The following is a 14,260-nucleotide window of genomic DNA, read 5'->3' as shown; positions in this document are numbered from 1 at the left end:
CCCCATCATGATAACGGATGATTCCCCTATGAGGCCAAGAATTCACCGGATTTCAACGAAATATTTATTTTTGCTTACGCTGCGTCATTTGCTCCTGAGCCATCTGTACCAATTCCCGTACCATCTGACCGCCTACCGCTCCGCCCATCTTGCCGGCTTCCGCCGTGGTCATCTCACCATTGTCACCTTGGGGCTGATAGGGGACGCCCGCCTGACGGGCCATTTCCGCCTTCATCTGTTGGTCGCCTTGCACCGGCCATCCCAACTGTTGGCTGATGATCCGGCTTTTGAGACGTTTCATCTCCTGACGAGCTTCGGGAACCAGCAATTGATTCCGACGCCTGCGAGCCATGATGAACCACCTCCTTTGAAGGTAGTTTCCCCAAAAGAAAAAAGCCGTCCCGCAGGACGGACCATTTTTATTTGGAAAAGATGTGTTTCCCAATTTTGTCAATCTGTGTTCGGCTCCAGATCCAGTCAGAGGTAGCCGTATCGGGATTGAAGTAGTAAGTGGCTCCTCCGCTGGGATCCCAGCCATTTATGGCATCCTGAACAGCTTTATAAGCCTGTTCGTCCGGTTTCAACCAAATTTGTCCGTCAGACACGGCAGTAAAGGCGCCGCTTTCCATGATGACCCCTCTTACTGTATCAGGAAACTCATCCGATTGGATCCGATTTAAAATCACAGCCGCTACAGCGACCTTCCCTTTATAAGGCTCACCGCGGGCTTCACCATAGACGGCGCGGGCCATCAACGTCTTGTCCTTTTTGCTCAAGGAAAGGCCCGCCGCGTCAGAAGTTTCCCCGGTGGTCCCTTCTGTTTGTTTTTTCAAATGGGACCAGGTTTCCGGTCCTGCAATCCCGTCAATCCGCAGACCATGGTCGGTCTGGAAACGGATCACTTTTGATTCGGTCTCCAAACCATAGATTCCGTCCAATTCGGTTTTGTATCCCAGTTGGTTCAGACGGGCTTGCAGATCCCAAACGTCCCCGTTTTCACTGCCATAGTAGACCGTGGTCGGGGCTGCCGCCTCTGCGGTTTGGGCTCCTGCGGGAATCACGGAACCGGTGACTCCGATGACGGCTGCCACACCAATGGCAAACCATTTTTTGATCATCGAAATTCCCTCCTCCCACATCAGAATCATGCGGGACTGGATTCGATGGACAGAATCCGTCCCCGTGTGCATCGCTGATTGCACACAGGGGATTATACGGAGGATCTGGTATTTAATCAATAAACAAAGTTTCCCATACAAGAGAATCGATTCCATTATCCGCCATTCCACACCCTTAAACGGCGCACAAATAAGAAGCGCAACGGCTGTGCCGTTGCGCAAAGAGAAACGGAGGTTACTTTTTGGCTTCCTGGTAACGTTTGTTGACCTCTTCCCAGTTGACCACGTTCCACCAGGCTTTGATATAGTCGGGACGCTTGTTTTGGTACTTCAGGTAGTACGCGTGCTCCCACACATCGAGGCCCAGGATCGGGGTATGCCCTTCCATATAAGGGCTGTCCTGGTTGAGGGTGTTGATGACAGCCAAAGAGCCGTCATTTTTCACGATCAGCCAAGCCCAGCCACTGCCAAAACGGCCGACGGCGGTATTGGTAAACTCTTCTTGGAACTTTTCGAAGCTGCCAAAGGTTTCATCGATCGCTTTGCCCAGTTCGCCTTCCGGCCGGCCACCGCCGTTGGGGCTCATGATTTGCCAGAACAAGGTATGGTTAGCATGTCCACCCCCGTTATTGCGAACAGCGGTGCGAATGCTTTCCGGAACTTGATCGATATTTTTGAGCAGGTCCTCGATCGATTTTTCCTGCAGCGCCGTTTGCCCTTCCAGAGCCGCGTTCAGCTTATCCACATAGGTTTTGTGGTGACGACCGTGATGGATTTCCATAGTTTGCGCATCGATATGAGGTTCCAGCGCATCAGCGGAATACGGCAGTTGCGGCAGTTCGTGTTTTGCCATGTGTATACCTCCTATATGTAGTCTTTGGGAATAAAGGCGGGTGCGAAAACCGTACAACGCCTTTCATCTATACCTTTACCCGTTTCTATTATGCAAAAAACACCGGATATTATCAATGTCAAGGAACCCGCACCCGGAGAAGCTTCTTCAGTTGGCTTCGTCCACCTTTTCTTCGGTTTCAGCCGTTTCTTCTGCCACCAGCCGCTCGATCAGGGGAAGAACCTCGGTGACGTCGTCCAAAATATAGTCCGCTTCCAGCTCTTCAAATTTCCCACGCGCCTCTTGACCGGTGGGGCCGGTGAGTACGGCGGCAAACCGGCACCCCATCCGCCGGGCAGCCATCAGATCCGCCACAGAGTCCCCGACGATGAGAATCCGGTCCCCACCGGTAAGCGGAAGGCGTGCCGCCACACTTTTCGTATCGGAGCTCCCCCGTCCAAAATAAGCTTTCAAATAGGTAAAGGGATGCGGCTTGCCAAGGGGAGCCTGATCCGGGTAAATCTTTTCCGCAGCCCGCACGTCACTCGCCGTCGCGATCCGATCGGTATGGAAGAGGTCCCAGAGCCCCAGGGCAGTCAGGGGCACCTCCGTTTCCAATGCCGGCCGTCCCGTGCCGATACCGAGGGTGATCCCGTGTTTGGCCAGCTCTTTCAGCATCGACCCGATGGCTTCCGGTTCAACCAAGGGGATCTCCTGTTCCAAGAAACCTTTCTTTTCCGGATGAACGGCCGCCTTTTTCTCCTGGCTTTCAAACCGTTCCCGGCCCAAATACCATTCCTGGTACACTTCCCGGCCCAGTTGCCACAAGGGACCGCCGTGGGTAAATACATCAGTCCGTACCCCGGACCATTCTTCGGCTAAACGGTTGACTTGCCCCGACAGATCCCCCCCGTCCGCAGATGCATCCTTGAGCCGTTCCCTCAATTCCCCGAAACGGGGGGTAAAGGCCGGTTCTTCGTCCCGGATCATATCACCGATCCGCTGCAGGGCTTTTCGGTCCACGGGTTTTTTCAGCACCGCAGTCACCCACTCCGGACGCTTCTTCATCTGTTCTTTTAACAGCTCCTGGAGTTGGAACCCGAAGAGGAGACTCACCATATCCCAGTTGGAGTTGACTCCGTTAGCTTTGAGCCAATGAAGGATCTGTTCCTGATCAAATATCTCTTGACGAACCCGTTCGATCGTCTCATCATCCGGTTCCGGATCGAATCGATCCCCGGCAAGTCCCAGAGCTTGAGGACTGTATAAAAGCTCCCACACAGATAGACAGGTGGAATCAAAACAGCGCTTTTCGCTCAGTAAAACGCCATCTACATCAAACAGAATGGTATTGTACATGTTCTCGCCTCCCCATTGGTCCTCCGTGAAAAAATCAATTATATCCTTTTTTACTTTACCAGAGGAACAGAGGAATCCCAACCAGGTATCACCCATAAAAAAGTTCCCGACCATACTCGGGAACGGCTCAATCCGATTCGATGAAGGATCCATCCATCTTCCTGCGGAGGCGCTCTTCAATTTCCTTCCAATTTCCACGCCAGCCTTCATCCCGTGCTAAGCGGGTCAGGTAGAGGGCCTCACCAAACTTACCTTCTTCTTCCATCCATTGGATCAAACAGCTGTAACCCCATGTGTTCCGGAAGTTCATCGGTATAGGGATCATTCTTAAACGAGTTTTTAGCCACCGGTGCAAATTGGATCTGCAATTGACAAGTTTCCACCGCAGATTGTCTCAAAGCGGGATCGTATTGGGCCATGCTGCTGTAACGGCGGATCTTCTCCCCAAAATGTTCGTGCAAGCTGATAAACTTCTGTTCTTTCCAATGTTTTACTTCCGCCGGATCGGGGTGAGATTCTTTGATTTTTTCGTATGTAGACTGGGCGTTTTGGTAGATATCCGCCTCTTCCGCGGTCAGACACATTTCAAAGCGGAGGTTCCGATCTTCAAATTTTAATTTGGCTACAAAGGGATGGCCCGACTCCTTCTCCTGGGCTCGTTTGACCACAAACACATCCTTTTTGGACGGGATCTTTGGTAGTCCGATCATCCTGGTGCGCCCCCCTTTAACCCGGTGCAAAATAAAAAGACCGATCCGGCCTTGAGTCCGTACCTGTTTCTTACCCGCAGCCAGCAAAAACAAACCACGGACTCCGGGGATGTTCCCTCGGAGCCCGCATGTTTAACCACACTCCGATATGGAGTCATCTCGCACATGCTTCCGTCATCTTCCGAACCCTTCCTCGATTTCGGACTGGTATTCTTTCGGTTGTTGCTTCGAAATCCAATCAATCATCAGAGGATGGTGGATCCCCAAGTCACCCTCCTCCCCGCGATTCTTGATGGGGCTCGCCTTAGACGCCTTCCCCGTTTTAGAAAGTCCTCCCTGTCAAACAAGATTTCGTCAAACACACATCTTTCTCCCGCTTTTATCTGTATCATCCTTTCCAACGGATAAATAGAACATGGAGTTCTCGTTCATCAACAAAAGCTCGCCGCGGAACGGATCAGTCCCGCTTGCCCAGATACTCTTCCAACGTCTGCTGTTTGCGGTACATCTCGCCGGCGGCGGAAACCCCGACATAACGGAGGTGCCAAGGTTCATATTGATACCGGGTCACCTGTTCCTTCCCTTTGGGGTAACGGATGATAAATCCGAACCGATGAGCATTTTCCGCCACCCAACGTCCTTCGGGAGTTTGACCGAAAGACTCCACCAATTGAAAGGCCACCGACTGGCTGGTGATATCCATACTGAGCCCAGTCTGATGTTCGCTTTGACCGGGACGAGCACTCACCTGGTTGGCCCGTTTCTTCCCTACTTGGTCGGCTTTTAAGGCAAAAATCGCCTGCTGTCGTTGGTATGAGCGGTAGCCGGATTGGGCAAACAGCCTGAAACCTCGATCATCCGCCGCCGCAAATAGGCGTTCCAAAGCCTGTGCCGCTTCGCGCCGCATGTTTTTCTTCGGTGAGTATCCATTGAAGGAGAAACGAACCTGGGGAATCACCAAGTCCGGGGGAACATAATCCGGAGGCAATGAATGGGACTTATTGACCAAAACGGTGAATGACGCGGGATTGGATACCACTGTCCCCCCGCCGTCACCGGTATCAGCTTTCCTCCCGGAAGGATCCCCTTCCGCCTCGGGGTGAAGCGCAAGATCCAGTACCGACTGAGCCAAACCCTGAGGTCGGGCCACCAGCGCCCAGCCCTCTGCCGACCGATGCACCACATACTTCATGTGGCCCAAGCGGTGATGAACCCTGTTATTCCCGCCATCTTCCGGGAACAAACGGTTTACTTCCCCTTCCATTTCCCGATCCGATCGATCCGGGTGAAAAGCACGAAGAACGCCCTTTCCCCAAGAGGGAACGACGGATCCGCGGCAGGAGATTTTGAGTTCTACCAGATGATGACTTTTCTGATCCACTACCGCGTAAAAATGTCCTTTTTCACCAAGTGGAGCATCCAACACCGCACGTCCCTCGTTCATGTCCGAATATTGATTCCCTTGAGGATCGAGGTCAACATCATCTGGCAATACCGCACTCATCCTTTGGACAAAAGTTTCCAACTCCACACCGGTATCCTGAGGTTGTTCTTCCTGCTCCTGTTGAAAGGGGTCCATCGCTCTCACTTTTTGCTTTCCCTCCTCCCCTGAACAGGCTGCCGTCATCAGCAACAGTCCGATCAGAAGCAATCCAGCCGCGAAATGGCGATGTCCCATGGCCTCCTCCTTTTGGCGGGACTAGATAACATCCGATTTCTATTCCTGTTTTGCTTTTTCATTATAGCAGTGAAATTTTGGGTTTTCTATTTCAAAAATCATTTGCTCCGGAAGATGCACCGGGTTTGTCGAGGAGGCTGACCTTTTGTCTATTTTTGTAATAGAGGGAGGAAAATAGGTTCCTTATGAGAAAGAGTACTCAATACGAATCGACTCAGCCAAAAAGGGGGCCATAGGATGCCGTTTTCCCATATGGATGAAAATCGTGTCACCCCAGTGGACCCAAGGGAGCGCTGGTACACGGTGGATGATGTTGCCGAGCGGTTCGGCGTTCCGATGAAAAGGGTGCAAGACCTGGTTCTGACTGAACAGCTGCAAGGGATGGAACAGGACGGGGTTTTCTGGATTCGAGAGGAGGAGCTAGATCAAGCACGGGATTTGCTCGAAAAGGAGGCTGTCCCCCAGGATGGAGAGGGGAAGGAGATCCTTCGGGAGACGGACCCAGAAAACCCTCCACATGTGGAAGCGACTGCGGAAGAGGAGACAAAGGGAGACGTGATCCCCATTCACCACCAGGAGCATCGGCAAGAAGACGACGGGGGATCCGAGATCGGGGAACGCTGGAAAGAAGCCTTTGAAAAAGCGACGGCTCAACTGGAAAAGATGAAAAAGCCCCTCTCCCGGCTCCGCTTCAAGGAGTGGATCGGTCAATTTTTCCAAATGATTGACGAGAAAAAGAGAGACGAGGTCCGGCAAGAGAAAGTCGACCGTCAAGTCAGCGTCAAACTGGGCTTTATGACCGGAAAAAATGAATTGTTTTGTGACTTTTGCGAAATCGACGACCATTTTTACCCCGGTGCCATCTTTGCTGATATCTACGTGGAAGGCAGCTTGAAATGGATGATGTGTCCCAACTGTTTAAACTACTGCCGACAACAAGCCAACGGCTCTATGGAGCAGAATATCCGCGCCCGTTTCAACCAGCTCGCTTTCCGTCTGGAACGGGAAGCCCGTCGGGCACGCAACCTGGCCGCCTCTGAAGACTTCCGGGTACCTCCCCTCCACGAGTGGGATGCTTGGGAGACAGCATCGATGGCCATGCAGGAAGTAGCCGCTACCTATTCGCAAGACCCCGCCGAATATGAAGCTTCCCCAGGCTTTGATCCCTCGGATCAGGACCGGGAGTAAGTCTGCATCCCCCCTCGGTGGGGGTTATTTGCTGACGACCTCACAGGAACAGAAGCGTATCCGGGGATCCATACACCTTCGGCACATGAGTACACATGGTTAACAGCAACAAACAAAGAAAAAGTCCAAAACCTTTCAACCACATGGAACCACCTCGGTGCTTTTTAGGTTCGCGAGCGTCCACTGTCTTCGTTTCTCCGTTTTGAGAGAAAAAACCTGCTGTTTCCCGGTGAAAAAGAAACGAAAAGATATGATGAATAAGGAAATGTTATTTTGAAAAAAGGAGAATCGAATATGACCCGAGCACAGCGGCTCCAGGAGCTGATCGACGATATCGAAGCGCTGAAAAAGGAACGGGAAACGATCGAAAAAGGTCCAGCTCGCTTAGAACTGGACCTTCGTATCAAACGGGAACGGGAAAAATCGCACGGCTGATGAAAGACTGATCAAAGACTGATCCCGGGAAACCTCCCTCCCGCCACCATAAAAAGAAGCCGGTAGAACGGCTTCTTTTTGTACCGTTTTAACTTGGATCAGCCGCGGAGCAGATCTTGCGGTATTCGCAATAACCGCAGCGGTAGCCGGGACGGGGAGGATAATCGTCGATACCTTCTCCCTGATGGAGCATGCGCGCACTTTCCTCCAGATCACCCAGTGCTCGATGGATCCATGCGTCATCCACTTCCCAGGTCTTCTCCACCCCAGGAGAAAGGAAAAACAGGGTGGCCCGATCGACCGCGATCCCCCAGGTCTCCTTGGCGGCCAAAACATAAAGTTGCAGTTGGGGAAGATACTCCTCCGCCGTCTTCTCCACCTGTCCCGGTTCCACCTCATTGGTTTTGTAGTCGACCAGTTCCCAGGTGCCATCCGGGTTTCGGTGCATCCGGTCGATGATCCCTTCCACTTCCAACCCCGACAGAACTTGAAGCCAGCGCGCTTCTCTCTTCACTCCACTCTGTCGGGATAACGTCAGATGGTGCCGGCTGTTCAGGTAAGTCTCAAACAGCGGCTGCACCTGTTTTTTCACCTGTAGCTGGCTGGAGCGGGGAACGCCGAAGTTGTCCAGGATCCGTCCCCATTCGATGGATGTCTTCTCCCATGGAGCAGGACAGGTTTCGATCAAACGGTGGACGATCTCTCCTCGCTGCTGAGGGGACAGGGTAAACCCTTCGGAGTTTGCAGGGGACTTTGGGTCGCCTTCTTCTGTGAGCGGGAAGGAGAGACCGGCCACCCGGGCGTAGTAATATTTCCGAGGACAATTTTTTAGCAACATGAGATCGCTGACGCTGATCTCCATTCGATCCAGGGGAAGCCAGCCCCGTGGCTCCATCACCGCCACCGCCGGCGGAGTCAGGGGCTTTTCAGAAAGCAGGGGGTCCGATGGCGGCTCCCACCCACCGGTATCCAACAGTGATGGCTCTTCCGGCATCACCGCCGCTGCCTCTCCGGCAGGCAGCCTCACCTGAATGGTCAATTCCGGATCCTCCAGCTCCCAGACCCCCTGCTCGTCGTCGATACGGTCGAAACTGAAAACCCCATCCAGCCACTCACTCCAGGTGGCGGCGGACAGTAATCCTTCCCCTTTTTTCACGCCCTTATGTTCTAACGGCACCCCGCTCAGGAGCAGACGGTATTTGGCCCGAGTAACCGCCACGTAGAAGAGACGGACAAACTCTTCCCGCTCCCGCTCCTTCTCCCGTTCCTTCCACTCCAGCCAACGGATCGGCTCCCCTTGGATAGGGGTCATGCCGCGCAGGCGGACCACCAGCCCCGCTTCCCGATCCACCTCCACATCGGCGTTATGGGGAGTGGGAGAGCGGGACAGATCGGGGAGGATGACCACAGGAAACTCCAATCCTTTGGATTGGTGGATGGTCATCAGCTTGACACTGTTCCCCTCCGCCGGCTCCACCGCCGCTTCCGTTTCCTGTTGTACCCGCTGCCACTCATCCACCCGGCGGAGAAAAGCATCCAAGGAGTAGCTCAGCTCCCCTTGTTCCTCTCGGATCCGATGGATTAGCTTGTCCAGATTAGCCCGGGCTTGTTTTCCCTGAGGAGTAGCCCACAACACCTGAAGATAGCCGGAGTCTTCCAGCAATCCCTCCACCAACTGGGCGACGGAGACCCGGCCCAGCTGGCGGCGGGCCCAGGCTTGTTGCCGAATAAAGCCTTCCAGCTTGCTCCACTCCCCAACGGTTAGCCCCGCCAGCTCCAGCCAGCGCTCCGGCGCCTTTTCCCAGCCCGGCTCTTGGGTCATCATCAGGAGGGTTTCGTCAGAGATGCCGCAAAAGGGAGAACGCAACAGACCCACCAGAGACAGGGTGTCACCCGGGTCGACCAGCCAGCGGAGGTAGTGGAGGACATCGATCACCTCCTGCCGATCAAAAAAGCCCCGCCCCCGGACCACGTGGAAAGGAATCCTTCGACGGAGCAATGCTTGCTCATACCGCTTCACATGGGTCATCGCCTGAAACAGCAAGACGATCTCCCCTGGCGGCGTCCCCGCCTTCAGAAGCTCTTCGATCCGGCAGGCGATCCTCTCCGCTTCCACATCACGAGGATCCTGTCCTTCGGGCAGCGCCTCTTTTTTTGGCACCGGCAAAAATTCCACCCGCGCCTCACCCAACCGTTCCTTCTGGGCCACCGTTTCCCGGTAATGGTTGGGCGATGTCGGATCGGAGGACATCAACCGCTGGAACAACCCGTTGACAAAATCGACCAGAAAGGGATCGGAGCGAAAATTGTCCACCAGGGCCACTTCCTGCCCGCCTCGGGAGAGAATCTCTTCCCGGGTTTGACTGAAGAGGCTCACCTCCGCCCCGCGAAAGCGATAGATGGACTGTTTGGCATCGCCCACTACAAATAATTTGCCCGGTTCCTCCTCTCCACTGCACAAACAATCGATCAGCTGTTTCTGAGCATCGTTGGTATCCTGAAATTCATCCACCATCAGGTAACGGATCGATTGCCGCACCTGCTGCAACACCTCCGGGTGGTCCCGCAGCAGGCGGACCGCCCGGGTCTGCAGTTCGTCAAAGTCGACAGCGTTTCGTTCCCCTTTGGTCCGGGTCAACCGGTGGTGAACCAACGTCAGCAAGGAGAGCAACCCTTCCGTCAACTGGCGTTCCTCCGGCAGCAAAAGAAGACTGGTCGTCACCTGCAGGAGGCGGTCTACCTGCTCCTTCATCTGATCCCGAGGTCCAGTGATTTCTTCCTTGCGCCCCCAATTTCCTTTGAGCAACTCCTTGATCGCCCGCAAGGGCGGAAGAAGCGCCTCGGGATCCCGGGCAGCAGTCAACTCCTGTTCCAGTTCCGGCCAGGCAGACTGGAACGCTTTCACCCTTTTCCCGCCCGAAAGCTGCAACAGAGGTTGCGCCAGCCCCGGCAAACGATCCAGTTTCACCTGCCATTCCCGCCGCAACTGCTCGGCAACTTGCTCCTGATGAGCCCGTGTCCGGCGGGAGAGCTCCTCCGGCTCCCAACCGTTTCCCGCCATCTGGGTGTACAGGTGAGCCACCCACGGCAGGCAACCCTCCGTTCCCCAACCGGTGATCCACCGCTGTAGCGCCGCACCTTCATCCGTCTCCCCGGCTCCAACCACCTGGGGCAATGCCTTCTCCACTGTCTCCCGGAGCAAGGTACGCGCCGTCGCTTCATCCATGATGGAAAAACCGGGATCCACGTCGGCTTCCACCGGATGATCCCGCAAAAGACGAGCGCAAAAGGAGTGGATGGTGGTGATACGACTCCGCTCCGCCTCCGTCAGCAGCCGGTACCACCGCTGTTCTTCCACCGGGTCCCCCTGCTTTTGGGCCTGTTCCAGCCGTCGCTTCATCCCGTCACGAATCCGATTCTTCATCTCCGTAGCTGCCTTTTCCGTAAAGGTGATGGCGACGATCCGCTCCAGAATATCCGGCTCATCCCCCTCTCGGTCCAGGATGTGGAGAAACCGTTCCACCAACACCCGCGTCTTCCCTGAACCGGCTCCGGCGGAGACGATGCAGTCCACATCCAGGGAATCGACGGCCTGCTGTTGGGAGGGTGTCAGGCGAATCTCCCCCAAGCTCACCGCTGATCCTCCTCCTCTTCTTCCAAATTCACTTTTCTCGCCATCCGCTGGCTGTCGATCCGGCAGACGGTCCGGTGGGGACAGAAGAGAGGGCACTCCCGGGCCGGAGCGACGGCGAAATCCCCTTGGGCCGCCCGTTCCAACTGCTGCAGAATCCGCTGGCGGATCCTCTGTTGCACCTGATCCCACTCTTGCTGTTCCAGAAGGCTCCCCACCCGGGAACCGATTCCCGCCAGGGGCGCCCGCTCTTTGCGCCACAGTCCCCGGTTTCGGTTGTCTGTTGGTGCAGTCCCTTCTTCCGGGCGCTTTGCCGCCGTGTAATAAGCGGCACCCACCGCCTGGTCCGGATGAAGGCCGAAGGTTTCCTGCAATACCCACAAGTAAAGGGGCAACTGCAGTTGGTCTCCTGACCGAATCGCTTCCATTGAAGGGGCGGCGCCCGATTTATAGTCATACAAGGCATAATATCCGTCAGCATCCATGTCGACCCGGTCCACTTTTCCCCGCAAACGCAAGGTCCAGTCCTCGGCCAGCTTTAACTCCGCCGGAGAGGTCCGGGTCCGGGGGTCGATCTCTCCCCGGTGCACCAAGGCAGGATCCGCCGCCATCCCAAAGCCCAGCTCCAAAAAGCGGGGCGCCGGCGGGTTTTCCACCTTTCGCCGCCAGAAACATTCGTGAGCCAACAGCTGGATCAGCTGCTGGCGGATCCGACTCTTCTCAATGCGGACACGGAAGGGATCCCGCCATTTCCACCCGCCGACTTCTTCTGCCTCCTGAAATACCTGCTCCGCCACCTGCATCAGATGCTCCCGCATCGCTTCCTCCCGGTCGGGATCGAAACCCCCATCCCGGTAACGGTCCCAGAAGCGGGACAAAATCCGGTGAAACATCTCCCCCTGCTCCAAGGAGGAGACTCCGGTCTCCGCCGTTTCCCGGGGCTGAATTCCCCACACGCGCCCTGCCATGTAGTGAAAGCGGCACTGGACCAGCTCGTTGAGTGCCGTGGCGCTCCACACCTGATCTTTCAGTCCATGGGCCCGCTCTCCGAACCACCCGGCAGAGCCCAGCACGCCGTCAAAGGCGGTGTAACGACTGCTCCAGCGGAGTCGTTCCACCTGAATCCGCTCCCGGAGACAGCGATATTTCCCGGGATAGACCCGGCGGTAACGGTGAAGCAGTTCCTGAGCCCGGCGGGTTTCACTCTCCTCCTCGGAACCTCGGCGCAGCGTATCGACGGCTTTTTCCACCCCGTGAGCGAGGGATAAGCAATCCTCCCAACGGGTCGGCAAAAGGTCGCCCGCTTGAGACGAGGTCTGTACCACACTATCCGGGGTCAAAAGGCCCAGCAACTCATCTAGGAAAGGAGACGGCAGTTTCCCCTTTCCTTCCGCTGTCATCGACGGATACGAGAAGACCAGGTGCTCTGTCGCCGCCTGGACGGACTGGTAAAAGGGGAGCAGCCGTTGCGCCCGCCGTTCCGCCGAAGTGGCCAGTATCACGCCCTCCCGACGCAGCCGCAGACGCTCCCTGTCTGGAATCAACCAATCTTCCCGAATGGGACGGGGCCAGTCCCCTTCAGCACACCCCAGCATAAAGACGGCCCGATACCGTCTTCCTCCCATCTGGTTGGGCATAAGAAGGTGAATACCGCCCCGGCGACCCGGAGTCAGCTCCACCTCTTTCCCTGACGCTGCCCGTTCCAACTCATGGATAAAGGAACGGAGATCACACACCCCTTCGCCCAGGTCCGTGGAATCGAACACCGTTTTCCACTCTTCCAGTACCTCGCCAAGGGCTTCCCAAGCGTTAATTTCCCCGACCAGCATCGGCAGAAGATCGGTATCCCGACCCATCTCTTCCCAGGCGTCCTCCCGCTTTAACACCTTAGACCAACGGGCAAACCACTCTACCCACTCTCGCCACCGACGCTTCTTGGGGATTTCCTCTACCCAGCGATATAAGGCGCGCAAACCCTCCCCATCGGCGGCGGTCCACTCCCGCCAAGCCGCCGTCTGTTCCATGCGGCGAAGGAGATCAGCTTCACTGCGGGGCTCGCCTAACAGGCGGTACCCCCGAAGCCAGCGGCTCCGCATGGTCCCATCCTCTACCCAGGGAAGATAGGCGCTTTCCATCAAGGCGGTCCGCTTTTCTTCCTGGCCCTGCCGCACCGACAGTGCCCCCAGCAGAGTTTGCATCAAGGGGTGATCGTACAGAGAAATGGACTGTCCCCGTTCACAGGGGAGACCGGCCCTTTGCAGTTTAGACACCAAACGGGACTCATACTGCTCCGGATCGGCGCAAACCAGAGCCACCTCCGACAGCGCCGCTCCCGAGTCCCGCAGCCATTCCCGCAAGCGGGCGGTCACCCGTTCCACTTCGTGATCCACATCGGAGGCCGCAAGCACCTCTACTTTTCCCTCCGCCGACACCGGGGCAGCGGAAGTGGCGAAAGCCTGCTGTTCCAAGTGATTCAGAGGGGCCGCCTTTTCCGTCACTTGCAACCTCTGCGGCATCTTTCGCACAAAAAAACCCCGCTGCCTTAGACGCTCCACGGTTCGGGCCGTCTCCCGAAAGAGGCGGGGTCGCTTTTCATCCCAAACCAGGTGGAGAGAGACATCGACGCCGGCTGTCACCAGCTGGATCAGCACCTGCTGCTGCATAAAAGTGAGTTCCGTAAATTGCTCCACCACCACCTGCTCCGGCAGCGATTTCCACCCCGCCTCCCGACGCAGCGCTTCACAAACCTGAAAATAGGGCTCTTCTTGATCGACCCATCCATATCGGCGTAGGAGTTCTTGGTAGGCCTGATAAACCCGGATCAGCTCCCGGTACTTCTCCCCTCGGTCCGCCCACAATTGATCGAGGCGCTCGGGGCGCACGCCTGCCCGTTTTAGCTCTCCGATCCGGGCTTCCACCTGTTTGAGCCACCCCCGCCGTGCCGTCATCCGACGAAAATAGTGAAAACCGCCGTTCTCTTCCACCCGAGCAACTGCCCGCTGTACCAGCAACTCCTGGGCTACCATCGTCATCGGATCCTCCCAGCTCAGGGAGAGTAGCCAACGCACAAACTGGTCAAAGGTAAAAAACCGCTCAGCCCCTTGATGAAACCGTCGCTTCAACTCCCGTACCAATCGGGAACTGGGCACGACACAGGGGATTCCACTCTCGCGGGGAAGCCGTTCCAATCCGATGCCGACTTCCCCATCGGAGACGTTATGTAAGTAAACCGTTCCAGACACCCGCACCACCTCCTTACATCAAACCTGTCTTCTCCATCCTCTGATGAACGCTCCCTTTTTTTCAAGT

11 protein-coding genes are annotated in these 14,260 nt (G+C 55.9%); 2 read left to right on the top strand and 9 right to left on the bottom strand.

Going from position 1 to position 14,260, the window contains the following annotated elements; all coding sequences use genetic code 11:
- Positions 1 to 64 precede the first annotated feature (64 nt).
- From BLP91_RS16650 to BLP91_RS05595, 7 genes are all read right to left on the bottom strand, one after another.
- Positions 65 to 352 carry an alpha/beta-type small acid-soluble spore protein gene (locus BLP91_RS16650; protein WP_091567531.1) on the bottom strand — a complete coding sequence of 96 codons (288 nt, stop codon included), beginning with the start codon at positions 350 to 352 and terminating at the stop codon, positions 65 to 67.
- Positions 353 to 419: 67 nt separating this feature from the next.
- Positions 420 to 1,118, bottom strand: coding sequence for a spore cortex-lytic enzyme (gene sleB, locus BLP91_RS05615; protein ID WP_091567819.1), 699 nt, complete (start codon positions 1,116 to 1,118; stop codon positions 420 to 422).
- Positions 1,119 to 1,353: 235 nt separating this feature from the next.
- Positions 1,354 to 1,971: a superoxide dismutase gene (locus tag BLP91_RS05610; protein WP_091567529.1), complete on the bottom strand. Its 618-nt coding sequence runs from the start codon at positions 1,969 to 1,971 to the stop codon at positions 1,354 to 1,356.
- 147 nt (positions 1,972 to 2,118) lie between these two features.
- Positions 2,119 to 3,309 carry an HAD family hydrolase gene (locus tag BLP91_RS05605; RefSeq protein ID WP_176757847.1) on the bottom strand — a complete coding sequence of 397 codons (1,191 nt, stop codon included), beginning with the start codon at positions 3,307 to 3,309 and terminating at the stop codon, positions 2,119 to 2,121.
- Positions 3,310 to 3,436: 127 nt separating this feature from the next.
- Entirely contained in the window at positions 3,437 to 3,586 is a 150-nt protein-coding gene (locus BLP91_RS16645; RefSeq protein WP_176757846.1) for a hypothetical protein, read from the bottom strand.
- Complete coding sequence (locus tag BLP91_RS05600) at positions 3,558 to 4,019, bottom strand: hypothetical protein (RefSeq protein ID WP_143003473.1); 462 nt, start codon at positions 4,017 to 4,019, stop codon at positions 3,558 to 3,560. Before BLP91_RS05600 ends, BLP91_RS16645 begins: the two co-directional genes overlap by 29 nt.
- 457 nt (positions 4,020 to 4,476) lie before the next feature.
- A complete protein-coding gene (locus tag BLP91_RS05595) occupies positions 4,477 to 5,697 on the bottom strand; it encodes a M15 family metallopeptidase (protein WP_245662138.1) in 1,221 nt (406 codons plus the stop codon).
- 237 nt (positions 5,698 to 5,934) lie between these two features.
- Between BLP91_RS05595 and BLP91_RS05590 the strand changes: the two genes are divergently transcribed.
- Together BLP91_RS05590 and BLP91_RS16640 are read left to right on the top strand one after the other, a co-directional pair.
- Positions 5,935 to 6,885 (top strand): helix-turn-helix domain-containing protein, encoded by a 951-nt coding sequence (locus BLP91_RS05590; RefSeq protein WP_091567523.1) that lies wholly within the window; start codon positions 5,935 to 5,937, stop codon positions 6,883 to 6,885.
- Positions 6,886 to 7,179: 294 nt separating this feature from the next.
- Complete coding sequence (locus BLP91_RS16640; RefSeq protein ID WP_176757845.1) at positions 7,180 to 7,320, top strand: hypothetical protein; 141 nt, start codon at positions 7,180 to 7,182, stop codon at positions 7,318 to 7,320.
- Positions 7,321 to 7,408: 88 nt separating this feature from the next.
- On the opposite strand, the gene BLP91_RS05585 is transcribed toward BLP91_RS16640, so the two are convergent.
- Both BLP91_RS05585 and BLP91_RS05580 read right to left on the bottom strand, forming a co-directional pair.
- Positions 7,409 to 10,954, bottom strand: coding sequence for a UvrD-helicase domain-containing protein (locus BLP91_RS05585; RefSeq protein ID WP_176757844.1), 3,546 nt, complete (start codon positions 10,952 to 10,954; stop codon positions 7,409 to 7,411).
- Positions 10,951 to 14,193: a PD-(D/E)XK nuclease family protein gene (locus BLP91_RS05580; RefSeq protein WP_143003471.1), complete on the bottom strand. Its 3,243-nt coding sequence runs from the start codon at positions 14,191 to 14,193 to the stop codon at positions 10,951 to 10,953. The genes BLP91_RS05585 and BLP91_RS05580 overlap by 4 nt, the downstream gene beginning before the upstream one ends.
- Positions 14,194 to 14,260: the final 67 nt, after the last annotated feature.

The organism is Melghirimyces thermohalophilus (assembly GCF_900102685.1).
Classification (GTDB): domain Bacteria; phylum Bacillota; class Bacilli; order Thermoactinomycetales; family DSM-45169; genus Melghirimyces; species Melghirimyces thermohalophilus.
Note: the sequence above shows the minus strand (reverse complement) of the source record. Positions and strands in the feature narration are given on the sequence as shown.